General features: G+C 57.0%; 20 protein-coding genes. 19 read left to right on the top strand and 1 reads right to left on the bottom strand.

The features are described 5' to 3' along the window. Positions 1 to 36: 36 nt before the first annotated feature. Positions 37 to 1,356 (bottom strand): TRZ/ATZ family hydrolase, encoded by a 1,320-nt coding sequence (locus WD823_RS11600; RefSeq protein ID WP_368429654.1) that lies wholly within the window; start codon positions 1,354 to 1,356, stop codon positions 37 to 39. A gap of 327 nt (positions 1,357 to 1,683) precedes the next feature. Between WD823_RS11600 and WD823_RS11595 the strand changes: the two genes are divergently transcribed. From WD823_RS11595 to rfaD, 19 genes are all read left to right on the top strand, one after another. Beyond that, positions 1,684 to 1,920: a hypothetical protein gene (locus tag WD823_RS11595; protein WP_368429653.1), complete on the top strand. Its 237-nt coding sequence runs from the start codon at positions 1,684 to 1,686 to the stop codon at positions 1,918 to 1,920. 629 nt (positions 1,921 to 2,549) lie between these two features. Next, the gene (locus WD823_RS11590) at positions 2,550 to 4,229 is read left to right on the top strand and encodes an AIPR family protein (protein ID WP_368429652.1); all 1,680 of its coding nucleotides are present in this window, start codon (positions 2,550 to 2,552) and stop codon (positions 4,227 to 4,229) included. A 141-nt stretch (positions 4,230 to 4,370) separates the two neighbouring features. Then, complete coding sequence (locus tag WD823_RS11585; RefSeq protein ID WP_368429651.1) at positions 4,371 to 5,558, top strand: IS4 family transposase; 1,188 nt, start codon at positions 4,371 to 4,373, stop codon at positions 5,556 to 5,558. Positions 5,559 to 5,915: 357 nt separating this feature from the next. Further along, complete coding sequence (mtnA, locus tag WD823_RS11580) at positions 5,916 to 6,980, top strand: S-methyl-5-thioribose-1-phosphate isomerase (RefSeq protein ID WP_368429650.1); 1,065 nt, start codon at positions 5,916 to 5,918, stop codon at positions 6,978 to 6,980. Positions 6,981 to 7,357: 377 nt separating this feature from the next. Then, on the top strand, positions 7,358 to 9,913 hold the full coding sequence (gyrA, locus tag WD823_RS11575; RefSeq protein ID WP_368429649.1) for a DNA gyrase subunit A: 2,556 nt from the start codon (positions 7,358 to 7,360) through the stop codon (positions 9,911 to 9,913). A 335-nt stretch (positions 9,914 to 10,248) separates the two neighbouring features. After that, positions 10,249 to 11,337: a 3-phosphoserine/phosphohydroxythreonine transaminase gene (gene serC, locus WD823_RS11570; protein WP_368429648.1), complete on the top strand. Its 1,089-nt coding sequence runs from the start codon at positions 10,249 to 10,251 to the stop codon at positions 11,335 to 11,337. A gap of 1 nt (position 11,338) precedes the next feature. Continuing rightward, on the top strand, positions 11,339 to 12,502 hold the full coding sequence (locus tag WD823_RS11565) for a 3-phosphoglycerate dehydrogenase family protein (RefSeq protein ID WP_368429647.1): 1,164 nt from the start codon (positions 11,339 to 11,341) through the stop codon (positions 12,500 to 12,502). A 4-nt stretch (positions 12,503 to 12,506) separates the two neighbouring features. Beyond that, positions 12,507 to 13,610, top strand: a complete 1,104-nt coding sequence (gene pheA / locus WD823_RS11560; protein ID WP_368429646.1) for a prephenate dehydratase — start codon at positions 12,507 to 12,509, stop codon at positions 13,608 to 13,610. A 132-nt stretch (positions 13,611 to 13,742) separates the two neighbouring features. Beyond that, complete coding sequence (gene hisC, locus WD823_RS11555) at positions 13,743 to 14,852, top strand: histidinol-phosphate transaminase (protein WP_368429645.1); 1,110 nt, start codon at positions 13,743 to 13,745, stop codon at positions 14,850 to 14,852. A 47-nt stretch (positions 14,853 to 14,899) separates the two neighbouring features. Continuing rightward, positions 14,900 to 15,763 carry a prephenate dehydrogenase gene (locus WD823_RS11550; RefSeq protein ID WP_368429644.1) on the top strand — a complete coding sequence of 288 codons (864 nt, stop codon included), beginning with the start codon at positions 14,900 to 14,902 and terminating at the stop codon, positions 15,761 to 15,763. 110 nt (positions 15,764 to 15,873) lie between these two features. Next, a complete protein-coding gene (gene aroA / locus WD823_RS11545) occupies positions 15,874 to 17,184 on the top strand; it encodes a 3-phosphoshikimate 1-carboxyvinyltransferase (RefSeq protein WP_368429643.1) in 1,311 nt (436 codons plus the stop codon). 114 nt (positions 17,185 to 17,298) lie between these two features. Continuing rightward, positions 17,299 to 17,988, top strand: coding sequence for a (d)CMP kinase (cmk, locus tag WD823_RS11540; RefSeq protein ID WP_368429642.1), 690 nt, complete (start codon positions 17,299 to 17,301; stop codon positions 17,986 to 17,988). 118 nt (positions 17,989 to 18,106) lie between these two features. Beyond that, positions 18,107 to 19,792, top strand: a complete 1,686-nt coding sequence (rpsA, locus tag WD823_RS11535) for a 30S ribosomal protein S1 (RefSeq protein ID WP_368429641.1) — start codon at positions 18,107 to 18,109, stop codon at positions 19,790 to 19,792. A gap of 166 nt (positions 19,793 to 19,958) precedes the next feature. Beyond that, complete coding sequence (locus tag WD823_RS11530) at positions 19,959 to 20,246, top strand: integration host factor subunit beta (protein WP_368429640.1); 288 nt, start codon at positions 19,959 to 19,961, stop codon at positions 20,244 to 20,246. Between the two features lie 172 nt (positions 20,247 to 20,418). After that, positions 20,419 to 20,715 (top strand): lipopolysaccharide assembly LapA domain-containing protein, encoded by a 297-nt coding sequence (locus WD823_RS11525; protein WP_368429639.1) that lies wholly within the window; start codon positions 20,419 to 20,421, stop codon positions 20,713 to 20,715. Continuing rightward, the gene (lapB, locus tag WD823_RS11520; RefSeq protein ID WP_368429638.1) at positions 20,705 to 21,871 is read left to right on the top strand and encodes a lipopolysaccharide assembly protein LapB; all 1,167 of its coding nucleotides are present in this window, start codon (positions 20,705 to 20,707) and stop codon (positions 21,869 to 21,871) included. Before WD823_RS11525 ends, lapB begins: the two co-directional genes overlap by 11 nt. After that, positions 21,872 to 22,570, top strand: coding sequence for an orotidine-5'-phosphate decarboxylase (gene pyrF, locus WD823_RS11515; RefSeq protein ID WP_368429637.1), 699 nt, complete (start codon positions 21,872 to 21,874; stop codon positions 22,568 to 22,570). 71 nt (positions 22,571 to 22,641) lie between these two features. Beyond that, positions 22,642 to 23,640 carry a D-glycero-beta-D-manno-heptose-7-phosphate kinase gene (gene rfaE1, locus WD823_RS11510; RefSeq protein ID WP_368429636.1) on the top strand — a complete coding sequence of 333 codons (999 nt, stop codon included), beginning with the start codon at positions 22,642 to 22,644 and terminating at the stop codon, positions 23,638 to 23,640. Beyond that, positions 23,637 to 24,650, top strand: a complete 1,014-nt coding sequence (gene rfaD / locus WD823_RS11505; protein ID WP_368429635.1) for an ADP-glyceromanno-heptose 6-epimerase — start codon at positions 23,637 to 23,639, stop codon at positions 24,648 to 24,650. The genes rfaE1 and rfaD overlap by 4 nt, the downstream gene beginning before the upstream one ends. The last annotated feature ends 12 nt before the right edge of the window (positions 24,651 to 24,662 follow it).

Genomic DNA, 24,662 nt, shown 5'->3' with positions numbered 1-24,662 from the left:
ATTCTATGACTATTTCCGTAAATCCTGAAAATTCTGTTAGTCCTGTCTAATTATTTTGTCGTGCCATTGTATGGCCTTGTCCCGCAGTTTGGCCTCGTTCATTCCGGTCAGATGGTACTTCGCCAGCAGGTGCTTGCCGTTTACCCACACGTCCGAAACCTGGTTGCGCGTGGTGGCGTAGACGATATGCGACACCGGATCGTACACCGGCTGGCTGGAAATGGCGGATAAATCGATGGCGGCGATATCCGCGGCCTTGCCGGCGGTGAGCGAGCCGGTGCGGGCTTCAAGCCCAAGCGCCCTTGCGCCGTTCAGCGTGGCCATGCGCAGCGCCGTGCGCGCCGGGATGGCGGTGGCATCCTGGCTCACGCCCTTGGCGAGCAGGGCGGCGATGTGCAGCTCTTCCAGCATGTCGAGGCTGTTGTTGCTGGCGGCGCCGTCGGTGCCGAGCGCCACGGTCACGCCGGCCCGCACCAGCGCGTGCACCGGGCAAAAGCCGCTCGCGAGCTTGAGGTTCGATTCCGGGCAATGCACCACGCTGACATTGTCCTGCGCCAGCGTCTTGATTTCAGCGGCTTCGAGCTGGGTCATGTGCACCGCGATCAGGCGCGGGCCGAGCAGGCCGAGTTTCGCCAGGCGCGCCAGCGGGCGCATGCCGTGCAGTTTCTGTCCTTCATTTACCTCGTGCGCGGTCTCGTGCACGTGCATGTGCACCGGAATATCCAGCTCATCGGCGTACATGCGGATTTTTTCCAGCGGCGCGTCCGAAACGGTGTAGGGCGCGTGTGGCGCGAAGGCGGTGGTAATGAGTTCGCTGTTGCGCAGCTCATCGTGCAGCTTGAGCCCCTTGTGCAGGTATTCGTCCGCGTTCTGCGCCCAGACGCTGGGAAAATCCAGAACGATGAGCCCGACACAGGCGCGCATGCCGGAGTCGTGGCAGACACGCGCGGTGACGTCGGGAAAGAAATACATGTCGTTGAAACAGGTGGTGCCGCTTTGCAGCATCTCGGCAATGGCGAGCTCGGTGCCGTCGCGCACGAAAGCCTCGCTCACCCACTTCGCCTCCGCCGGCCAGATGTGTTGGTTCAGCCAGTCCATGAGCGGCAGATCGTCCGCCAGCCCGCGAAACAAACTCATCGCCGCGTGCGTGTGCGCGTTCACCAAGCCCGGGATGACGGCATGGTGCGGGAGATCGTGCATTTCCGCATTGCCATAGTGCTTGACGGCATCGGCGGTGGGCAGCACTTCGAAGATTTTCCCATCGACGATAGCAATACTATGGTGATCCAGGGTTTTGCCATCAGGTTCGACGGGGATCACCCAGCGGGCATTTATTAAGGTGTCGATGGTTTGCATGGATTCTTAATATCGGGCGTTGGGCGAGAGAGAGTATATCGTATAAGTAATTCTTGACGGTTATATCTTGCTTTGGGACTATGTTTACATGTATTTTGAAATTCTCGGCGATATAACCCAAGTCGAGACATTTGCAATAGGTTCCAGTATTCGGGAAATTACCCGGCTTCGGAAATTATATGGTAAGGGCCGATGGCGGAAGCGAAAAGGCACTGCTAAAGTCAAATTATCGGACGGCAGTGTTCATGTCGCCGAGATCCATTGGTACGAAGCAACCGGTATCGGAAAGAAGGAATTCAAAATCAAGCGATTGCTAGAGAGTCTGCCATGACAAGATCATATCCATCGCCAAGGCATCTGGTTATATGCGTACGAAATAAAGGTTACGCAGCCTCGCTAGAGAAAAGAAAAATATATATAGCCATCCCTGATTCAGTGGCGGCAAAGCACGGCCAAATCCGTGTCGTTGACGAGTCTGGCGAAGATTATTTGTACCCCGAAAAATTCTTCAAGTCTGTATCACTTCCACCTTCCATCCGCAAAGCCATTCTGGCTGCTGCCTGAGATTATTTTTCCTGCTGAACCATCAGCGTCAACCCGCCCGGCTCGACCGGAATCACCCAGCGGGCGTTTATTAAGGTGTCGATGGTTGGCATGGGAGGATTTTTTTTGGGCGGGGGCAGTATAACCGACGTCTATCATCTCCGCGAAAGCGTAGATGATAGACATCGTCCCGGCAAAAGCTGGGTGAGACAGGGTTTTCATGAACACACTTAACATGTGTTCATGCCGCCGAACGGGTGCAGCGAGTTTTGTTGCACCCTGGGCAGCAACAGGTCTTGCATGGTTCTTGCGCTGCGCGCACGATTGAAAAGCTAATTGCGGGTGGCTCCGCCCCTGCACCGGGGGTGACTTTTGTTTCGGCAAAAGTCACCAAAACCATTCCCCCCGGAGCGCGCGAAAACCCCTTGCGTTTCTCGCCCCACCGGGCGCTCGACCAACTCGCCGGGCGCAAACCACACGCCTCGGGCTCAAACACGGTCTCGCTTGAATACTCCCGGTGGGGCTGCGGTACTCGGCGCCCGCTACGGGGTTAGAACAACAATTCATCTATTGCAGCATTTAACTAATTAACGTAGTTTTTTGCAGCATTCAATCAGAAAAATCACATCGCTGTTACAAAGGAGTGCTAAATGCCTACCTTACTGGATTGGAGCAATCTAAATAACAAAGTAAAAAGTTATAGTGATTTATATGATTGCGAAAATGAATCATCAGCATTGGCATATATAGTGCTCGAATACTTGCTCGATTTGACCCCAAGTGAAATTGAAGATTCATTAACTGATGGTGGGATGGATCGTGGTGTTGATGCGGTATTTGTAGATGATAGAGACGGGAAGAATATTGTGCATATCTTTCAGTTCAAATATGTTCAAACTTTCGAAAAATCAAAAAACAATTTCCCTGGTAAAGAGCTTGATAAGCTTTTGTCTTTTATTTCTGATGTGTTAAATAAAAGCCAAGAATTACAGAAGTCATGTAATCCACTACTTTGGAATAAAGTAAGAGAAATCTGGTCCGCAATTGATCGCCCAAAGGTGAGTTTTGAAGTTCACTTTTGTGCAAATATGGAAAGTCTTGCCAACGCAGAAAAAAAACGCGCTAATGATTCATTAGACAGATATAAATCGTTCCAAGTCCGGCATCATACACTTGAGTCAATATCAAATCTTTTTATAGAAAAAAGAACTCCTAGAATAAATCGTGCGGTAAGGCTCGTTGATTTGAATTATTTTGAACGATCTGATGGAAATATTAGAGGTTTGATCACATCTGTAACAGCAGAGGAATTAGTGAAAATTATTGAGGATGATGCCAATCCTCATCAAGTAAGATTGGATATTTTCAACGATAATGTGCGTGTGTACCTAACTAGCAAGAATCGCATTAATGAGAAGATAATTAAAACGGCTTTATCTGATCAGAATACTGAGTTCTGGTATCTGAATAATGGAATCACAATTACATGTGATTCATTTTCATATCAACCTGGTACGAGAGCGCCAGTTGTTGAACTTCAAAATGTGCAGATTGTGAATGGTGGACAAACATCTAATGCATTATTCGAAGCGTATAAACAGAAACCTGAGAGTGTAAAGAATGTTCTTGTATTAGTGCGTATTTATGAAACTAAGGAACGGCGAATTAGCACTGCTATTGCAGAGTCTACAAATAGTCAAACTCCTATTAAGACGCGTGATCTTAGATCAAATGATGAGATACAGAAGAAGCTTGAACAAGGTTTCCATGAAAATGGATTATTTTATGAACGCAAAGCCAGACAATTCTCGGATCAACCTAAACTGCAAAGGGTCGACGCACTTACTGCTGCTCAAGCATATCTTGCTTATACAATGGAACTTCCTGAAGTAGCAAAAAAGGATCGAGGAAGAATATTTGGCGATCTTTATGATTCAATTTTTAATGATGATATAACACCACAGAAATTGCACATACCTCTCCAGATATATTCAATTATCGATAAAAAGAAACGCGAGCTACAACAAAAAATAAAACATGATGAAGAGTTTAACACTGACCACCTTTACTTAATTGATGGTGCATACCACGTTCTGCATGCGATATCTGCCATGTGTCAAGCACGGAAATACGATTATATGGATCTAAAACAGGCAACCTCATTGATTGATGAAGCAGTCGAAATCGTAAGTGATGTTGTGAATGCGGAGTATGAAGAAGACCCTGCGTTTTCATTTAATCGATTCTTTAAAGACGCTTTAACTAAAAATAAAATTAGACAACAAATAATATCTGTATATGAGCAAGGGAAATTGAAACTTGACGTCTAGCATAGTTGGGGTCAGAGCCTGAGGTCTCCCCACATCTTCCATTGATCCTTCAACGATTTAGGGCGTAACCTATCTGCAAAAACGGCGTGCACGACGAGGTTTTTTGTTCCCCGTGGCTACCAACCGCGAGGAAACCCCGCCATGCACGCCACGAAAGTATTACAGAAGATTCTCTCCTCTGTCATCGCCGGGCTCGATGTGCGCAATGCCCGCAATCTCTTCTTGGCCGTGGAAGCGCTGCTCGTGGAGCGGCGTTTGACGCTCACGGAACTGGCCCGGCACTTTCCCGGTGCCGATCGCATCCACGCGCCCTTGAAGCGCTTCGACCGGTTGCTCGGCCACCGCGGGGTACAAGCGCTTCGCACCGCGTGTTATCAGGCGGCACTCCTTTGGCTGCTACGCCTGCCGCGCCCGGTACTCATCGTCGACTGGAGTGAGGTGAAGTCCGACGGCTGCTTCCATCTGTTGCGCGCTGCCGTGGTGGCCCGTGGCCGCACGCTCACCGTGTACGAAGAGGTGCATCCGACAGCCAAGCTCGGTTCGCCGCAGGTCGAGGCGGCATTTCTGGAACGACTCAGGTCGTTGTTGCCCGAGGGTATCCGTCCGATCCTCATCACGGACGCCGGCTTCCGGATTCCGTGGTTTCGTGCCGTCGAGGCGCTCGGCTGGCACTTTGTCGGGCGGGTGCGCCATCGCGCCCACGCGCGATTCCTCAAATCCCCGTACGAAAACGACTGGATCGCGGCTAAGGCACTCTACGCCCGCGCCACCGCGCGAGCGGTATCGCTGGGCGAAGTGGAATTGACTGAAACCAAGCGACTCGTCTGTCGGCTTACCCTCGTGCGCCGGCGAGCACGCGGACGTATTGATCTGACGCGCTACGGCCAACGCGCACGCAGCGCTTACTCGCGCAAAATCGCCCAACGCGAGCGCGAACCCTGGCTGCTGGCCGCTTCGGTTTCGCTTGGCCCCCTCTCGGGAGCTAAGATCGTGGCACTCTACGCCAAGCGCATGCAGATCGAGCAGTCCTTCCGCGATCTTAAGTCCCATCGCTACGGCGCTGCTTTCGAAGACACGTTGACGCGCGATCCGCGGCGTCTGGAGATGTTGCTGCTGATCCACATGCTCGCCACGCTCGCTGCCTGGCTCGAAGGACTCGCGCTTGTCACTGCCTCACTCATCGCACGACCGATGCTCGCCACCCGGCGAGTTCGATACTCGGCGGTTTGGCTTGGGTGGGAATCCTTGCGACGCCACGGAACACGATTATCCGAAGCGCCGGCGCCAACCTGTGCGCGGCTGCGTGATGTGCTTGCGCAGGCGGTGTGAGGCGGGGGAAGATGTGGGGAGACCTCAGGGTCAGAGCCGATTATCTAATGTAATTATCGTGTGCCAAGCCCTGAGAAGGTTTTGTTAACCCACCCCGTAGCGCGCGCCGAGTACCGCAGCCCTACCGGGAGTATTCAAGCGAGCCCCGTGTTTGAGCCCGTGGCGTGTTGTGTGCGCCCGGCGAGTTGGCGAGCGCCCGGTGGGGCGAGAAACGCAAGGGGTTTTCGCGCGCTCCGGGGGGAATGGTTTTGGTGACTTTTGCCGAAACAAAAGTCACCCACGGTGCAGGGGCGGAGCCACCCGCAATTAGCTTTTCAATTCGTGCGCAAAGCGCACTCGCTAGATATACTCCACTCCATGAGCGCTCCCGCCCCCAAATCCATTCCCTACGACAAAATCCGCGCGGTCGAGTGGGAACACGGCCGGTTGAAACTCATCGACCAGCGGATTCTCCCCGGCAAATTCGAGTATCTTTATCTCGACCATCTTCCGGAATGCGCCAAGGCGATCACCGACATGGCGGTGCGTGGGGCGCCGGCGATCGGGATCACGGCGGCCTATGCCATCGTGCTGGCGGCGCGCGACCGTTACAAGGAAAACCCCAAAGGCTGGCAGAAGGAGATACAGCCGGACCTGGATTTGCTGGCTAAGGCGCGCCCGACGGCGGTGAACCTGCGCTGGGCGGTGGAGCATATGCGCGGCATCATCAATGCCGGCATTACGGGCGATCCGGTGCCGCGATTGCTCGCCGAGGCGCAGCGTATCCATGCCGAGGACATCGCCGCCAACCGGCGCATGGGCGAGATGGGCGCGGCGCTGATCGAAAAGGGCAGCGGAGTGCTGACGCACTGTAATACCGGGGCGCTGGCCACCGGCGGTTACGGCACGGCGCTGGGTGTGGTGCGCGCCGGTTTTGCCGCCGGCAAGATCAAAAGTGTTTTCGCCAACGAAACCCGGCCTTGGCTTCAGGGCGCGCGCCTGACGGCGTGGGAACTGGTGCAGGAAGGGATCCCGGCGACCCTGATCGCCGACAGTGCCGCGAGCTATCTAATGAAGCAGGGCAAGGTGGCCTGGGTGATCGTGGGCGCAGATCGCATTGCCGCCAACGGCGACACTGCCAACAAGATCGGCACCTACATGATGGCGGTGGCGGCGCGGCACCACGAGGTCAAATTCATGGTGGTGGCGCCCACCAGCTCCGTGGACATGAACACGCCCGACGGTGCGGTGATCCCCATCGAGACCCGGGCCGAGGCCGAAGTGCTCAACGTCGGCGGCACCCGCACCGCACCCGAAGGCGCACAGGCCTGGAATCCGGCGTTCGACATCACGCCTGCGGAGCTGATCGACGCCATCGTGACCGAAAAAGGCGTGGTGATGAATCCCACCCGCGAGAAGCTGTCCGCGATGATGAAAAAATGAAAGCTATCTTGGATGATGTAGGGCGAGGCGGGGTTGTCGCCAATGTCCGGTGGACGTTGGCGCCGCTGAGCGGGGCAACGTGTTTTGTTGCGCCCTGGGCTTGCAACCCTGTGCACCGATTCGTAGCTTAATCAAAGCTCTTGGTGCGTGGGACGCACCCTACGAGAGTCGAAGCAAGGGGTTTTAAAATCGCTTTAGCGTTTTTCCCGCTGAATTTCGCTGTTTTCCACCCCGGAAATGTCCCCTTATTAGAGTGCAGTTAGGGGGGTATCCATGCTAAAATTTCGCGCTTCCACCGGTCCCAGGACAGGCAGAAAAATAATTACTTATCAGTTACTTATCAATAAGTTATCCGCGATCGGGTAACTGATTTCGACATGGAACAATTCGCCAAGGAAACCATCCCGGTCAATCTCGAAGACGAGATGCGCCGCTCGTATCTCGATTACGCCATGAGCGTGATCGTGGGCCGGGCGCTGCCCGACGTGCGCGACGGGCTGAAGCCGGTGCACCGGCGCGTGCTGTACGCCATGCACGAACTCGGCAACGACTGGAACAAGGCCTACAAGAAATCCGCGCGCGTGGTCGGCGACGTGATCGGTAAATACCACCCGCACGGCGACACCGCGGTGTACGACACCATCGTGCGCATGGCGCAGGACTTCTCCATGCGCTACCCGATCATCGACGGCCAGGGCAACTTCGGCTCGGTGGACGGCGACGCCCCGGCGGCGATGCGTTACACCGAAATCCGCATGGCGCGCGTCGCCCACGAGATGCTGGCCGATCTCGACAAGGAGACGGTGGATTTTGCGCCGAACTACGACGGCTCGGAGAAGGAACCGGTGGTGCTGCCCACCAAGTTCCCGAACCTGCTGGTCAACGGCTCCTCGGGCATCGCCGTGGGCATGGCAACCAACATTCCGCCGCACAACCTGAATGAAGTCATCAGTGCCTGTCTCGCCATCATCGATAATGAAAATGTCACCATCGACGAGCTGATCAAGCACATTCCCGGCCCGGATTTCCCCACGGCGGGGATCATTCACGGCGTCGAGGGCATCCACGAGGGTTACCGCACCGGGCGCGGGCGGGTGTACGTGCGCGCGCGCAGCGCGATCGAGACCGATGAAAAACGCAACCGTCAGGCCATCATCGTTACCGAGCTGCCGTACCAGGTGAACAAGGCGCTGCTGCTCGAGCGCATCGCCGAGCTGGTTCAGAACGAAAAGCTTGAAGACATCGCGGAACTGCGCGACGAGTCGGACAAATCGGGGATGCGCATGGTGATCGAGCTCAAGCGCGGTGCGGTGGCCGACGTGATCCTGAACAATCTCTACGAACACACCTCGATGCAGAGCGTGTTCGGTATCAACGCGGTGGCGCTGGTCAACGGCCAGCCGCGCCTGCTCAATCTCAAGGAGCTGCTGGAGGCCTTTATCCGCCACCGGCGCGAGGTGGTCACGCGCCGTTCGATCTACGACCTGCGCAAGTCACGCGATCGCGCGCACGTGCTGGAAGGGCTGGCGGTCGCGCTCGAGAGCATCGACGAGATGATTGCCCTCATCAAGGCCGCCAAGGATCCGGACGAGGCGCGCGTGAAAATGTTGGCGCGCGCCTGGCCGGCAAAGCTGGTTACCAAGATGTTGTCCGCGGGCGACGCCGGCCTGACGCGGCCGGAGGGTCTGGACAAGGTCTTCGGCTTGACGCCTAAGGGCTATCGGCTGACGGATGTCCAGGCGCAAGCCATCCTCGATCTGCGGCTGCACCGCCTCACCGGCCTGGAACAGGAGAAACTGCGCGGCGAGTACGGCGAAATCCTCAAGTCCATCGCCGATCTGCTCGAAATTCTCGGAAACCCCGACCGTCTCATGAAGGTCATTCGCGAGGAACTAATTGCGATCCGCGACCAGTACGGTGACAAACGCCGCACGGAAATCGTGCAGACCCGGGTGAGTTATTCCATGGAAGACCTGATCGCCGACGAGGACGTGGTGGTGACCATGTCGCACGCCGGTTACATCAAGTCGCAGCCGCTCGCGACCTACCGTGCGCAACGCCGCGGCGGCCGCGGCAAGACCGCGACCAGCATGAAGGAAGAGGATTTTGTCGACAAACTCCTGATCGCCAATACCCACGCCACGATTCTGTGCTTCACCAGCCTGGGCAAGGTGTACTGGAAGAAGGTGTACGAGATTCCCCAGGCCGGACGCGGTGCGCGCGGCAAGCCGATCGTGAATCTGCTGTCGCTGGTGGAGGGCGAGCATATCAGCGCCATCCTGCCGGTGAACGATTTCGCCCAGGGCGGGTATGTGTTTATGGCGACTTCCGACGGCACGGTGAAAAAGACCGAGCTGGTCGAATTCACCCGCCCGCGCTCCTCGGGGATTCGCGCCATCGAACTCAAGCCGGGCAACCGCCTGATCGGTGTCGGCCTGACCAGCGGCAAATGCGACATCCTGCTGTTCAGCGATGCCGGCAAGGTCGTGCGATTCGACGAAAAGGACGTGCGGCCGATGGGGCGCACCGCCAAGGGGGTGCGCGGCATCATGTTGCGGAAGACCCAGTCCGTGATCGCCCTCATCATCGCCTGCCCGGACGCGGTGGGCAAAGCCACGACGGTGCTCACGGCCACGAAAAACGGCTACGGCAAACGCACGATGCTTGCGGATTACCCGAAGCATCGCCGCGGCGGACAGGGCGTGATCTCGATCCAGGTCAGCGAGCGCAACGGCGCCGTCGTGAGCGCGTGCGTGGTCGGCGACGAGGATCAGGCCATGCTGATCACGAGCGGCGGCACGCTGATCCGCACGCGCGTCAAAGAGATTTCCATCGTGGGCCGGAACACCCAGGGCGTGACGCTGATCGGCCTCGAGGAAGGCGAATCGCTGGCGGGACTGGAGCGCGTGGCTGAGTCCGAGGAAGAAGATTAATAGATAGGATTAACAGGATTTAAACAGGATTAACAAGATTAGAAGCTGTCTCAAAAATAGTTTTAATGTAGGTTGGGTTAGGCGCGAAGCGCCGGTGAAACGGGGTAGTCATGAATGTCCGGTGGACATTCATGCCGCTGAACGGGTACAAGCGATTTTCTTGTACCCCGGCAACAACCAACGATTTGTTGGGGTTCGCTACGCTCACCCCAACCTACCTGGATCAGGTTCTTAATTTTGAGATAGGTTCTAAAAACTATTTTAAAGTAATCCTGTAAATCCTGAAAAATCCTGTTAATCCTGTGAAATTTTTTTATTACAAGGCAGCTACGTAAATGGCAAGAATATTTAATTTCAGCGCGGGGCCGGCGGTGTTGCCGGAAGCAGTGTTGCAGCAGGCGCAGGCGGAAATGCTGGATTGGCACGGCAGCGGTATGTCCGTGATGGAGATGAGTCATCGCGGCAAGGAGTTCCTCGCGATCGCCGAAAAGGCGGAAGCGGATCTGCGCGAGCTCATGAACATCCCGTCACATTATAAAGTGTTGTTCATGCAGGGCGGGGCGGCGGGGCAGTTCGCCATGGTGCCGATGAACCTGCTGCGTGGAAAAAAATCCGCCGATTACATCAACACCGGGGAGTGGTCGAAGAAGGCGATCAAGGAAGCAAAAATCTTTGCCGCCGTAAACGTCGCGGCATCGGGCGAAGCGACGAATTTCACCACGGTGCCGCCGCAAAATACCTGGAAACTCGATTCCAACGCGGCCTACGTGCACTACACCCCGAATGAAACGATCGGCGGCGTGGAGTTCGGTTTCATTCCGGAAACGGGCAACGTGCCGCTCGTGGCCGACATGTCCTCCACCATTTTGTCACGTCCGGTGGACGTGAGCCGGTTCGGGGTCATATACGGCGGGGCGCAGAAGAACATGGGTCAGGCGGGGTTAACGATCGTCATCGTGCGCGAGGATCTTATGGGGCAGGCCATGCCCGGTACACCCTCGATTTTCGATTACCGGATCACCGCGGACAACGGTTCGATGTTCAACACGCCGCCGACGTACGCGTGGTACATCGCGGGCCTCGTCTTCGAATGGTTGAAGAAAAACGGCGGGCTCAAGGCAATGGGGGAAATAAACCGGCGCAAGGCCGAGAAGCTCTACGCTTTCATCGATGCGAGCGGCGGTTTCTACCGCAATCCGGTGGAGCAACAAAGCCGCTCGTGGATGAACATCCCGTTTACGCTGAATGACCCGGCGCTCGACGAGGCCTTCCTCAAGGGCGCGAAAGCGGCCGGGATGATCCAGCTCAAGGGGCACCGTTCGGTCGGCGGCATGCGCGCGAGCATTTATAACGCCATGCCGGAATCGGGTATTGATGCGTTGATTGCTTACATGCGGGATTTCATGCAAAGGCAGGGGAAATAACATGTTCAAGATTCTGACGCTCAATAATATTTCTTCATTGGGACTCGCGCGCCTGCCCAAGGAACAGTTCCAGATCTCCTCCGACATGAAGGAGCCGGACGCGATCCTGCTGCGGTCGTTCAAGATGCACGACATGGAAATTCCCCCAAGTCTCAAAACCGTCGGACGCGCCGGCGCGGGCGTGAACAACATCCCGGTCGATAAGCTGACCAAGATGGGAATTCCGGTGTTTAACGCCCCGGGCGCGAACGCCAACGCCGTGAAGGAACTGGTGCTGGCCGGCATGCTGTTGGGCTGCCGGCACATCGGACCGGCCTGGGAATTCACCCGCGGTCTTTCCGGTACCGACGCCGAGATCAACAGGGCGGTGGAAGCCGGCAAGAAAAATTTCGCCGGCTTTGAGCTGCCCGGCCGCACGCTCGCGGTCATCGGGTTGGGCGCGGTCGGCCGCAGTGTCGCCAATCTGGGGATTGCGCTGGGCATGAAGGTGATCGGCTTCGATCCCGGTCTGACCATCGAGGGTGCCTGGCAATTGTCGGCCGACGCGAAAAAGGCGAACACCGTGGAAGAGGCGCTGCGCGTGGCGGATTTCGTGACATTTCACGTGCCGTCCATGGAGACGACCCGTAATCTCATCAACGCCGAGCGGCTCAAGGCCATGAAGAACGGCGTCATCATTCTCAATTTTGCGCGCGAAGGCATCGTCGACGACGCCGCGGTCAGCGCCGCCATCAAGGCGGGAAAGGTGTATGGCTATATTTGCGACTTTCCGAGCAACCTGCTCAAAAATCATGAACGCGTGGTGGCGCTTCCGCATCTGGGGGCGTCCACCGCCGAAGCCGAGGATAACTGCGCCATCATGGTGGCGGAGCAGGTGAAGGATTTTCTCCAGAATGGCAACGTGCGCAACGCCGTGAACTTCCCGGACGTGGCGCCGCCGCGCGAGACCGCCTACCGCCTGATCGTGGCTAATGCTAATGTACCCAACATGCTCGGCCTGATCTCCGAAACCCTGGGTCACGCCAAGCTGAACATCCATGACATGGTCAACCGCTCGCGCGGGGATTACGCCTACACGGTTGTGGATCTCGACAGTCCGGCACCGGAAGACGTGCGCCGCAAAGTCGCGGAGATTGATGGCGTGCTGATGGCGCGCATTGTTTGAGGACATGAATAGAAAAGGAACCAACGACGACGCGGCCGCGCGAATTGAAAACCTGCGCGAGCGAATCGATACACTGGATGAGAAGGTCCAGGCGCTCATCAGCGAGCGCGCGCGTCTCGCGCTCAAAATAGCCGAAACCAAGCAGCGGGAGGGGGGCAACAATTTCTACCGTCCGGAACGCGAGGCGGGTGTATTGCGCCAGGTGCTCGCGCGCAACAAGGGTCCGCTCACCGATGAAGCGATCGCGCGGCTGTTTCGCGAAATCATGTCGGCCTGCCTCGCCCTGGAATCGCGCATGCGGATTGCCTTTCTCGGGCCGGAAGGAACCTTCACCCAGGAGGCGGCGCTCAAGCACTTCGGCCAATTCGTCGATACCGTGCCGCTCGCGGCCATCGACGAAGTGTTTCGCGAAGTCGAATCCGGCAATGCCCACTTCGGCCTGGTGCCGATCGAAAATTCCACCGAAGGCGTGATCAATCATACGCTGGATATGTTCATGATGTCGCCGCTCAAAATTTGCGGCGAGGTGGAACTGCGCATCCATCATCATCTGCTCGGCAAGGGGAACGATCCGCACAGCGCCAAGCGCGTGGTCTCGCACCAGCAGTCGCTGGCCCAGTGCCGCGAATGGCTTGACGCCAATCTACCGGGTATCGAACGCGTGACCGCGGCGAGCAACGCGGAAGCGGCGCGGATGGCGGCGGCGGACGTCAGCTTGAATGCTATCGCCGGTGATACGGCCGCGCGTCTCTATGGCCTCAAGATATTCGCCAACAATATCGAAGACCGGCCGGACAACACCACCCGCTTTCTGGTGATCGGCACGGCGGACACCGCGCCCAGCGGCAATGACAAGACGAGCCTGCTGCTGTCGAGCCGCAACCGCCCCGGGGCGTTGCAGCGGTTGCTGACGCCGCTCGCGAAAAACGGGATTAACATGACCCGGATCGAATCGCGACCCTCGCATCAGAGCATGTGGGAGTATGTATTCTTCATCGATGTTGACGGCCATGTGAAGGATCGCAAGGTGGCCAAGGCGCTGGCCGAACTGGAAAAAGAAGCGGCATTCCTGAAACGGCTCGGTTCCTATCCCAAGGCCGTGTTATAACGCCATGAATCAATTCACAGGATTTACAGGATTAATCAGGATTAACAGGATTTTTAAGAAATTTTTCTTTAATCCTGTAAATCCTGCGAAATCTTGTTAATCCTGTCTATTGCTCTTGCGATGAACTTCCAAATGGACAGTAAGCAAGTCCTCGATCTTGCCGTTCCGGGAGTGCGGGGGCTTGAGCCTTACCGGCCGGGCAAGCCGATCGAGGAACTGGAACGCGAGTACGGCGTCACGGACGCCATCAAGCTGGCCAGCAACGAAAACCCCCTGGGGCCGAGTCCGCGCGCCGTCGACGCCGCGCGCGCCGTTTTGCACGACATCCATCGTTACCCCGACGGCAACGGTTTTGGACTGAAAAAGGCGTTGTCCCAAAAACTCGGCGTGACACCGGAATGCATCACGCTCGGCAACGGATCGAACGATATTCTTGAATTGCTGGCGCGCGCCTTTGTGCTACCGGATAACGAAGTGGTGTTTTCCGAGCATGCCTTTGCGGTTTACCCCATTGTTACCGGCGCCGTCGGCGCGAAACCCGTGGTCACGAAAACCCGGCATTGGGGACACGATCTCGCGGCGATGCAGGCTGCCGTGAATCCCCGGACACGCCTGGTGTTTATCGCCAACCCGAATAATCCCACGGGAACCTGGACCGGGAAGGATGAACTTGATTCCTTTCTCCGTGCCATGCCGGCGCATGTGCTGGTGGCGGTCGACGAAGCCTATTTTGAATACGTCGGCGAGCCGGATTATCCGAATACCGTCGCGTGGGCCGGCCGGTTTCCGAATCTCATCACGACACGCACGTTTTCCAAGATTTACGGGCTCGCGGGGTTGCGCGTGGGTTATGGCGTGTCCAGCCCGGAGGTGGCGGAGATTCTGAATCGGGTGCGCCAGCCGTTTAACGTGAACAGCGTCGCGCTGGCGGCGGCCACCGCCGCCCTGGAAGACGACGCGCACATTACGCGCGTCGCCCAGCTCAACCGGGATGGCATGCAGCGACTGACGGCGGCATTCCGGATGCTTGGACTTGACTACATTCCTTCCGCGGGCAATTTTGTGTGCGTGGATGTCGGCAAGCCGGCAGGGCCCATTTACGAGCAGTTGTTGCGCGAGGGTGTCATCGTGAGGCCGGTGGCGAACTACGGTATGCCGAATCACCTCCGAGTGACGGTGGGGTTGCCGGAAGAAAACGAAAGATTTATCAATGCTCTGGGAAAAGTGATTCGTGAGCCGTGAGTCGTAAATCGTGAGACAACTCACGACTTACGATTCACTGTTTTTATATGATTAATAAACTTTGCATCATCGGAGTTGGACTGATTGGCGGCTCGCTCGCGCGCGCCCTGCGCGCCGCCGGTCACGTCCACGAGGTGTCCGGATACGGCCGCAGCATCGCCAATCTGCAGCGCGCGGTGGAGCTCGGTGTGATCGATCGTGTCGAGGTATCGCTCGCGGATGCCGCGCGCCTCGCGGACGTGATCGTACTCGCCGTGCCGGTTGGCGGAATGGCGGAAATCCTGCAGCAACTGGCGCCCTTGTTGACGGACCAGGTCATCGTGACCGATGTCGGCAGCGTCAAGGGCGCGGTGGTCGCGGCGGCGCGCGCGGCGTTGGGGGCACGCTTCCCGCATTTTGTACCGGGGCATCCCATCGCCGGCAGGGAGCAGTCCGGTGTCGCGGCGTCGGTGCCGGATCTGTTTCGCCACCGGCGCGTGATTCTGACGCCGGGAACCGAGACCGACTCCACGGCACTGGCGCGCGTGCGGACCATGTGGGAGGCCGCCGGCGCCGAAACGATCGAGCTGACCGCCGAGGATCACGATCGGATTCTCGCGGTGAGCAGCCACCTGCCGCAGATGCTGGCCACTTGCCTGATGGACTTGGTGGTGCGGCACGATGACCACCGCGCGATTCTTGATTGCGCGGCCGGCGGTTTTCGCGACGTCACCCGCATCGCGGGGAGCGATCCCGTGATGTGGCGCGATATCTGTCTGACGAATCGGGATGCCATGGTCAACGCGCTGCGTCAGTACCACGCCGAGCTGCGTGACTTGATTTCCGCCGTGGAAAAAGGCGACGGTGAATGGCTGCTGGCAACCTTCTCGCGCGCCAAGCACGCCCGCGACGGCTTGAACAAGAAAAATTAATTCACAGGATTAACAGGATTAAAACTGGATTAACAAGATTAAAACTTTTAGAAATTAATCCTGTAAATCCTGAGAAATCCAGTTAATCCTGTCTATTTTTGGATGACACGGTGAGCAAGACAACAGATTATTTGGTCAAACCCGGCGGGAAGCTGACTGGCCGGGTGCGCGTGCCGGGCGACAAATCCATCTCCCATCGGGCGGTCATGCTCGGCTCGCTGGCGCAAGGCACCACTCGCATAACAGGTTTGCTGGAAGGCGAGGATGTGCTAGGTACGCTCGGCGCGTTTCGTGCCATGGGTGTAGCGATGGACGGCCCGAACCATGGCGCGCTGGCGATTCATGGCGCCGGTCTGCGTGGATTGACGACGCCGACAAAACCGCTCGACATGGGTAATTCCGGAACCGCCATGCGGCTCATGGCCGGAATTCTCGCGGGCCAGCAGTTCGACTCGGAATTGATCGGCGACGAATCGCTGAACAAGCGTCCGATGGAGCGCGTGGCCGAACCCTTGCGCCGCATGGGCGCGGTGATAACTACAGCGGCGGGCGGGCGGCCGCCGCTCAAAATCAAAGGTGGGCAAACGCTGCGCGGGATCGAATACCCGATGCCGGTTGCCAGCGCGCAGGTGAAATCGTGCCTGCTGTTGGCCGGGTTGTACGCGGAAGGCGATACCATCGTGAGCGAACCGGCGCCTACGCGTGACCACACCGAGCGCATGTTGCGTGGCTTTGGCTATCCCGTGCTGACACGGGACGCGCGCATCAGCCTGCGCGGCGGTGGAAAACTGGTGGCCTGCGAGATCGATGTTCCGGCCGATATATCCTCGGCGGCGTTTTTCCTGGTGGGCGCCAGCATCGCACCCGGATCGGATCTGATGCTCGAGCACGTCGGCATCAATCCCACTCGCACCGGTGTGCTGCGTATCCTGACGTCGATGGGCGCAAACCTGGAACTCATGAATAAGCGTGAAGTGGGCGGGGAACCGGTCGCGGATATCCGCGTGCGTGCCGCCCGGTTGCGTGGGATCCGGATTCCGGAGGAACAAGTGCCGCTGGCCATTGACGAATTTCCCGCGCTGTTTATCGCCGCCGCCTGTGCGGAGGGGGAAACCGTACTGACCGGCGCGCAGGAACTGCGGGTAAAAGAGTCGGATCGCATCGCCGTCATGGCACAGGGACTGAGGCGACTGGGGATTTATGCCGCGGAAACACCGGACGGTATTGTTATCCAGGGCGGCCGCTTTCGCGGTGGCGCGGTTGACAGCCACGGCGATCACCGCGCCGCGATGGCATTTGCCCTGGCCGCGCCGCGCGCCGCGGGGACCGTGACCGTCAGCGATTGCAAGAACGTGAGCACCTCATTTCCGGGATTTGTGGAATTGGCCGCGCGCGCGGGCTTGTCGATTAATATTGAGTAACGCAGGACATATTTTTTGCCAACCAGGGTGCTGATGAGACCGCGGGGTTTTGGGAGCAGAAATAATGATTTATCAGCGTTATTCTCAAGTAAATTCTGTGGCGGCAATTCACCCATGACAAACAAGATTCCGGTGTTGGCGCTCGATGGCCCAAGCGGCTCCGGCAAGGGAACGATCGGGCAACTATTGGCTCGGCGGCTCGGTTGGCATTTCCTGGATAGCGGGGCACTCTACCGGTCTTTGGGCGTCGCGGCGGAACAGGCGGGCGTTGATCTCAATGATAAAACCGCGCTGGCGCGACTGGCCCTGGAAATGTCTCTACGCTTCACGCCCCGGGAGGCCGCCGATACGGTGGATGTGCAGCTCAACGGGCAAGAAATCGGCGACCGGCTGCGTACCGAAGCAAGCGGCCGCCGGGCCTCTATCCTCGCCGCCATCCCCGAGGTTCGCCGGGCCTTGTTGCAGAAACAGCACTCATTTCGGCAACCGCCGGGTCTGGTGGCGGATGGACGGGACATGGGCAGCACCGTGTTTCCCGATGCGATACTTAAGGTGTATCTCACGGCGACCCCGGATGTGCGCGCCGAGAGAAGATATAAACAGTTGAAAGACAAGGGTTTCGATGTTAACCTCCGCGGGCTTTTTGATGAGATCCGTGAGCGCGATGCACGCGACGCCGTGCGGGAAGTTTCTCCGCTGAAGCCGGCCAAGGACGCGTGCATCCTCGATACCTCTCAGCTCGACATTTCCGGGGTGGTTGAGCGTGTGTATGGCCTGCTGCAAGCGCGGCAACGGCGGGGGTAGACATGCCTCTCGAGGAACAGGGCGTCAGGATTTCCGAGATTAACCAAACCCGAGCAACCCTATTCGCCGCATGACAGGCACGACCATCGTCACCGGCGACCGGAACCCACACATATTTATGACTGAAAGTTTTGCGCAGCTATTTGAGGAAAGTTTAAACAAAATTCACCTGCAATCCGGCGAACTGATCGTCGGCGAAGTGGTGCGAGTGGATGAGAACGTGGTGGTGGTCAACGCCGGACTGAAGTCCGAAGGCGTGATTCCCGTGGCCGAATTCCAGGACAGCCACGGTGATGTGAACGTCAAGATCGGCGACCGCGTGGAAGTCGTGATTGAGATGCTGGAGGACGGGTCGGGAGAGACCCGGTTATCGCGCGAGAAGGCCTGTCGCGCCAAGGTGTGGGAAGACCTGGAGAAGGCGTTCGAGGAACAATCGATCGTCACCGGCATCATGACCGGCAAGGTCAAAGGCGGCTATACCATCGTCATCAACACTATCCGTGCATTTCTCCCCAGTTCTCTCGTCGACGTTCGTCCGGTCCGCGATCCCAGCTATCTCGAAGGCAAGGAACTCGAATTCAAAGTCATCAAAATCGACCGCAAGCGCAATAACGTGGTGGTATCGCGCCGCGCCGTGGTCGAGAAAGAAATATCCGCCGAGCGCGAGGCGCTGCTCTCCGGCCTGGAGGAAGGCCAGACGGTCAAGGGTGTGGTCAAGAACCTCACCGATTACGGGGCGTTCATCGATCTGGGCGGTATCGATGGTTTGCTGCACATCACCGATCTGGCGTGGAAGCGCGTGAAGCATCCGAGCGAAGTTCTCAAAATCGGTGACGAGATCGAAGCCAAGGTGCTGCGGTATGACCGCGAGCGCAACCGGGTGTCGTTGGGCCTGAAACAACTCGGCGACGATCCCTGGGTGGACATCACCCGGCGATATCCGGAAGGCGGCCGCCTGTTCGGCAAGGTCACCAATATCACCGACTACGGCGCGTTCGTGGAGATCGAACCGGGCGTGGAAGGTCTGGTGCACGTGTCCGAGATGGACTGGACCAACAAGAATATCCATCCGACCAAAGTCGTGCAGCTCGGCGACGAAGTGGAGGTAATGGTGCTCGATATCGATACCGAGCGCCGTCGCATTTCGCTCGGCATGAAGCAATGTCAGCCGAATCCCTGGGAAGAGTTTGCCGCCAATCATAACAAGAATGACAAGATCAGCGGCAAGATCAAATCGATTACCGACTTCGGTATTTTCGTCGGTCTTGAGGGCGGCATCGATGGATTGATCCATTTATCTGATCTTTCCTGGGCGCACCCGGGCGAAGAGGCCGTGCATAATTATAAAAAGGGCGATGATATCGAAGCGATGATTCTCGCGGTCGACCCCGAACGCGAGCGCATCTCGCTCGGCGTAAAACAGCTCGAAGGCGACCCGTTTGCCAGCTTTGTGACGGCGCACGGAAAGGGTTCCGTCGTGAAAGGCGTGGTGACGAGCGTCGAAATCAAGGGGGCGGTTGTCAAGCTCGCCGATGAAATCGAAGGCTACTTGAGGTCTTCCGAGATCGCGCGTGACCGTGTCGAGGACGCCCGCTCGGTGTTGAAAGAGGGCGATAGCGTGGAAGTCAAGATCACCACCATCGACCGCAAGAATCGCAAGATTTCCCTCTCCATCCGGGCCAAGGACATGGAGGAGGAAAACGAAGCGGTGCAGGAATATGCCCGCAAGGGGGGCTCTGCCACTTCTTTGTTGGGGGACAAGCTCAAAGAAAAGTTGGGGGGCCAGGATAATTCCGAAACCTAGAAAAACCAGCGATTTTCAGGGGAACTCATCTGAATTCGCAGGCGCGGCGCGGGGAAGCGAGCTTTCCGGCGATCTCAGCCGGGGGCGGCGGCGCGGGCGGTCCTTGCGCAACCCCCCAGAAAGTGCTTGAAATCTTTCTACTTATTTTCTATAGGTAGAGTTGAGTATGACGAAATCAGAACTAATCAGTTTGCTGGCCGCCAAGCAACCACAGCTGGATTACCGTGACGTGGAGTTGGCGGTCAAGGAGCTCCTGGAGCAGATGTCCTCCGCCTTGTCTTCCGGCGACCGCATTGAAGTCCGCGGTTTTGGGAGCTTTTCCCTCCATTATCGTCCTCCGCGTACCGGCCGCAATCCCAAGACTGGCGCGGCGGTTCAGGTGCCGGACAAATTTGTTCCCCATTTCAAACCCGGGAAGGAGCTGAGAGAGCGCGTCAACAACGGATCGGAGTGACGCGGCTTTTGCTGGTTGTGGTGTGCAATACGGCATGTGGTTTCCCCATGTCGTTTTTTTATGTCTGAAAATCAGATACAAGCTACAAGTGTCAAGATACAAGCTTAGAATATACGCAGTTTTTCCTTGCATCTTGTAACTTGTATCTTGCATCTGCGTTGATGGAGGCCCCATGAAGCGGATAATTTACACTGTGTTGGCAATTTTGGTTTTGCTCATCGGTATTTCATTTGCCTTCCAGAACAGACAGCTGGTTGAACTTAATTATTATTTTGATCTGAAATGGAGCGGGCCGCTGTCATTGGCGCTGCTGGCGTCATTTACCGTCGGTGTTGTGGCAGGGTATCTTGCAAGCTTGCGCATGGTGGTGCGGATGCAGCGTCAACTCGTGCAGGCGCGCAAGGAAATCCGTCAGATCGAACAGGAAGTTATCAATCTGCGCGCACTGCCGATCAAAGATGTCATTTAATGCATCCGATCTGTTGTGGCTGCTGTTACCGCTGGCCGCTGCTTCCGGCTGGTACATGGCGCGTATCGAGCAAAGACGCCATGCCCGGCAGTCGCTGGATTTGCCATCCGCCTACTTCAAGGGACTTAATTTCCTGCTGAATGAACAACCGGACAAGGCCATCGAGATATTCATTCGTGTGCTGGAAGTCAATTCGGAAACCGTCGAGACACACCTGGCATTGGGCAATCTTTTTCGTCGCCGGGGCGAAGTCGAGCGCGCTATCCGAATCCACCAGAATCTGATTGCGCGCCCGACGCTGGACAAGGAGCAGCGCAGTCATGCGCTGCTGGAACTCGGCCAGGATTATCTCAAGGCCGGTCTTTTCGACCGCGCCGAGAATTTGTTTCTCGAACTTGCCGAAATCCAGGCCCACGGCGAACAGGCTTTGAAGCTCTTGTTGCACATCTACCAGCAGGAAAAGGAATGGGAAAAAGCCATCGGCGTGACTCGCAAACTGGCCCGAGTCTCAGGCAAGAACATGAATGAAATGATCGCGCATTTCTTCTGCGAGTTGGCGGATCAGAATTATGCGCGAAAAAACCACACTGCCGCGCGTGAAAATTTAAAGCAGGCGTTGGACGTGGATGAGAAATGCGTGCGTGCCAGTATTTTGCTCGGCGAAATTAACGCCCAGGAAGGAAAATATCGCCAGGCCATCAAGGACTGGCAGCTCATCGAGGAGCAGGATATTCACTACCTCGGCGAGGTGGCGGAACGGATTGCCGAGGCATTCAAGCAACTTAAAGATGAGCGCGGTCTATACAATTATTTTCAAGCCTCATTGCAGCGCCATGGCGGAGTGTCGCTGGCGCTGGCTTTTGCCGATGTCATCAGCAACCGGGACGGCGTGGAGGCGGCGGAAAAATTCATCGTGGAATGGCTGCGGCATACCCCCAACGTTCACGGTTTGCACAAACTGCTGGAGCTGAATCTGGTCAAGGCCTCTAACTCGGCGCGCAACGATCTGCTGATGTTGAAAGGCATCATCGAGGAGCTTCGCGGACAGCACCTTGGTTATGCCTGCGGACAGTGCGGATTCAAGGGCAAGGCGCTGCATTGGCTTTGTCCGGGATGCAATCGCTGGAACACCATCAAACCGGTGCGGGAAGAATAAATGTACGGACCGCGCATCATCGTTGCCCTCGATTTCCCCGACGTCGATGCGGCCCTGGCGTTTGCCTCCCAGGTATCGCCGTCGCAATGCCGGCTCAAGGTTGGCATGGAACTCTTCTCTTCCGGTGGTCCGGATGTGGTGGCCAATCTCGTCTCGCGCGGCTTTGATGTGTTTCTCGATCTCAAATTTCACGACATTCCGTCCACCGTGGCGAACGCCTGTGTGCAGGCAGCCAGCCTGGGCGTGTGGATGATCAATGTGCATGCCCTGGGAGGAAAGAAAATGATGCGGGCGGCACGCGAGGCGATTGACAGCAAGAGCCATCGTCCGCTGCTGACCGGCGTGACGCTGCTGACGAGCCATGATGACGACGATATGGCCGAACTGGGACTCGAACGCGGCACGGCATCTCACGTCGACCGTCTTGCGAGCCTGGCCCAGGCCGCCGGCCTGGATGGCGTGATCTGTTCCCCGCTGGAAGCCCCGCGGTTGCGCCGGCGATTTGCGAAAACGTTTCTTCTGGTCACGCCCGGGATACGGCCATCCGGGATCGATGCCAACGATCAGCGACGCACGCGTTCTCCGGCGCAGGCGGTGGCCGACGGGGCGGATTATCTGGTCATCGGCCGGCCGATCACGCGCGCTGCCAACCCACTGTCAGTACTCGAGTCGATCAACCGCGAAATTCAACTTCATTAGTGTTCATCGAATGCATCGTCAATCGACAGTTACGGTAATAGCCCGGATAATACCGGGCACATCAATAATCGATGATTACCGGCCAACGCATCCCGAAAAGGACAAGAAGGAACGTGTTGCCACAACTGCTTGAAAAAATCGCCCGGGTCAGGGTATTGGTGGCAGGAGACGTCATGCTGGATCGCTACTGGTATGGCGATGTTGAGCGTATATCCCCTGAAGCGCCGGTACCCGTGGTGGCGGTTACGCAGGCCGACGAGCGACCGGGTGGCGCCGCCAACGTGGCGCAGAATGTACGTACGCTGGGTGCCCATTGTTCACTGTTTTCAATCTGCGGCGATGACCGCGAGGCCGACAACCTTGAACGGCTTTTGGGCCAGGCTGACATCGACTGCCGCTTGCACCGGGACAAGCTGCTCAATACCACCGTAAAACTGCGTGTCATCTCGCGCCATCAACAACTCATTCGCATCGATTTCGACAGCCCGGTGAGCAAGGATGCGCGCGTGAAATTGCTCGATACCTACTTGAAGCACCTGCCGGAGCACGACGCTGTGATTGTGTCGGATTACGGCAAGGGCGGCCTTGGCTATATTCAGGAGATGATCCAGGCAGCGCGCGCGGCGTCACGTCCCGTCGTGGTTGATCCCAAGGGCGATGAGTACAGCGGATACCGTGGCGCGAGTTTGATTACGCCGAACCGCAAGGAATTTGAGCGGGTAGCCGGACGCTTCCACGATGATCGCGATCTTGAAAAGAAAGGCATCGCCATGGCCAGGGATCTTGATCTCGCCGGCGTGCTCGTCACACGCGGAGAGCAAGGCATGAGTTTAATGATGCAAGACGGGAAGGTAATACATATTCCGGCCCGTGCCCGGGAGGTGTTCGATGTGACGGGTGCAGGCGATACGGTGATCGCGGCAATCGGTTGCGCCTGGGCCGTCGGCAGCAAGATGGAAGATGCATTGCAGCTCGCGAACATGGCCGCGGGGATAGTAGTGGGCAAGCTGGGGGCGGCCACCGCCAGCCCGGCGGAAATTATCCACGAATTGTCCACGCAGGAGGCATGATGTACGTTGTCACGGGTGGTGCCGGTTTTATCGGAGCCAATCTGGTCAAGGCACTCAATGATCGGGGCGAAACGGATATATTGGTTGTTGACGACCTCGAGCAGGGTGACAAATTCAGGAATCTGGCAGATTGTAAAATCGCCGATTATCTGGACAAGCGGGATTTCCTCGAGCGTATCAATTTCGGCCATTTCAAAAAAAAGCTCAAGGCAGTGTTCCACGAAGGGGCCTGTTCCGACACCATGGAACATAATGGCGCCTACATGATGGCCAATAATTACGAGTACTCCAAGTCGTTATTGCATTATTGCCAGGCAAAACGCTTACCGTATTTATATGCCTCCTCGGCGGCGGTTTACGGCGCGGGAAAGATATTTCGCGAAACGCCCGAGTGCGAAGCGCCGCTCAATGTTTACGGTTATTCCAAGTGGTTGTTTGACGAATATGTCCGACGTCACTTGCCAAAACGGACCGCGCAAATCGCCGGATTTCGTTATTTCAACGTTTATGGCCCACGGGAGAGTCACAAGGGTCGAATGGCATCGGTGGCGTTTCATCATTTCAACCAGTTCCGTGATTCCGGCCAAGTCAAACTTTTCGAAGGCTGTGACGGTTTTGGCAACGGCGAGCAACGCCGGGATTTTATTTCAATCGAGGATGTTGCGAAGGTAAATTTGTTTTTCCTGGAACACCGGCAAAAAAGTGGAATATTCAACGTTGGAACCGGCAGGGCGCAAACCTTCAACGATGTGGCCTTGGCCGTGGTCAACAGCTTTCGTCGTCTGTCCGCAGAACCGCCCGTCGATCTTGAATCGCTACAACAAGATGGCCTGATTTCCTACATTCCCTTTCCGGAAGGATTGCAAGGGAAATATCAAAGTTTCACTCATGCCGACATATCGGCATTGCGGCGCGCCGGCTATAAAACACCGTTCCTGACCGTCGAGGAGGGAGTAGGCCGGTACATTGCCACTTTGGCGAAACAACATGACAGTGCCAACCTCCGGTAACCGGTATTTATC

Source organism: Sulfuricaulis sp., from assembly GCF_040901545.1.
Classification (GTDB): domain Bacteria; phylum Pseudomonadota; class Gammaproteobacteria; order Acidiferrobacterales; family Sulfurifustaceae; genus Sulfuricaulis.
Note: the sequence above shows the minus strand (reverse complement) of the source record. Positions and strands in the feature narration are given on the sequence as shown.

Coding starts and splice junctions, on each gene's coding strand:
- WD823_RS11585 (WP_368429651.1), top strand. CDS start 4,371: ATGCACGCCACGAAAGTATTACAGAAGATTCTCTCCTCTGTCATCGCC.
- WD823_RS11590 (WP_368429652.1), top strand. CDS start 2,550: ATGCCTACCTTACTGGATTGGAGCAATCTAAATAACAAAGTAAAAAGT.
- rpsA (WP_368429641.1), top strand. CDS start 18,107: ATGACTGAAAGTTTTGCGCAGCTATTTGAGGAAAGTTTAAACAAAATT.
- hisC (WP_368429645.1), top strand. CDS start 13,743: ATGGACAGTAAGCAAGTCCTCGATCTTGCCGTTCCGGGAGTGCGGGGG.
- rfaD (WP_368429635.1), top strand. CDS start 23,637: ATGATGTACGTTGTCACGGGTGGTGCCGGTTTTATCGGAGCCAATCTG.
- pyrF (WP_368429637.1), top strand. CDS start 21,872: ATGTACGGACCGCGCATCATCGTTGCCCTCGATTTCCCCGACGTCGAT.
- pheA (WP_368429646.1), top strand. CDS start 12,507: ATGAATAGAAAAGGAACCAACGACGACGCGGCCGCGCGAATTGAAAAC.
- mtnA (WP_368429650.1), top strand. CDS start 5,916: ATGAGCGCTCCCGCCCCCAAATCCATTCCCTACGACAAAATCCGCGCG.
- WD823_RS11600 (WP_368429654.1), bottom strand. CDS start 1,356: ATGCAAACCATCGACACCTTAATAAATGCCCGCTGGGTGATCCCCGTC.
- rfaE1 (WP_368429636.1), top strand. CDS start 22,642: ATGATTACCGGCCAACGCATCCCGAAAAGGACAAGAAGGAACGTGTTG.
- WD823_RS11530 (WP_368429640.1), top strand. CDS start 19,959: ATGACGAAATCAGAACTAATCAGTTTGCTGGCCGCCAAGCAACCACAG.
- lapB (WP_368429638.1), top strand. CDS start 20,705: ATGTCATTTAATGCATCCGATCTGTTGTGGCTGCTGTTACCGCTGGCC.
- serC (WP_368429648.1), top strand. CDS start 10,249: ATGGCAAGAATATTTAATTTCAGCGCGGGGCCGGCGGTGTTGCCGGAA.
- WD823_RS11595 (WP_368429653.1), top strand. CDS start 1,684: ATGACAAGATCATATCCATCGCCAAGGCATCTGGTTATATGCGTACGA.
- gyrA (WP_368429649.1), top strand. CDS start 7,358: ATGGAACAATTCGCCAAGGAAACCATCCCGGTCAATCTCGAAGACGAG.
- WD823_RS11525 (WP_368429639.1), top strand. CDS start 20,419: ATGAAGCGGATAATTTACACTGTGTTGGCAATTTTGGTTTTGCTCATC.
- WD823_RS11565 (WP_368429647.1), top strand. CDS start 11,339: ATGTTCAAGATTCTGACGCTCAATAATATTTCTTCATTGGGACTCGCG.
- cmk (WP_368429642.1), top strand. CDS start 17,299: ATGACAAACAAGATTCCGGTGTTGGCGCTCGATGGCCCAAGCGGCTCC.
- WD823_RS11550 (WP_368429644.1), top strand. CDS start 14,900: ATGATTAATAAACTTTGCATCATCGGAGTTGGACTGATTGGCGGCTCG.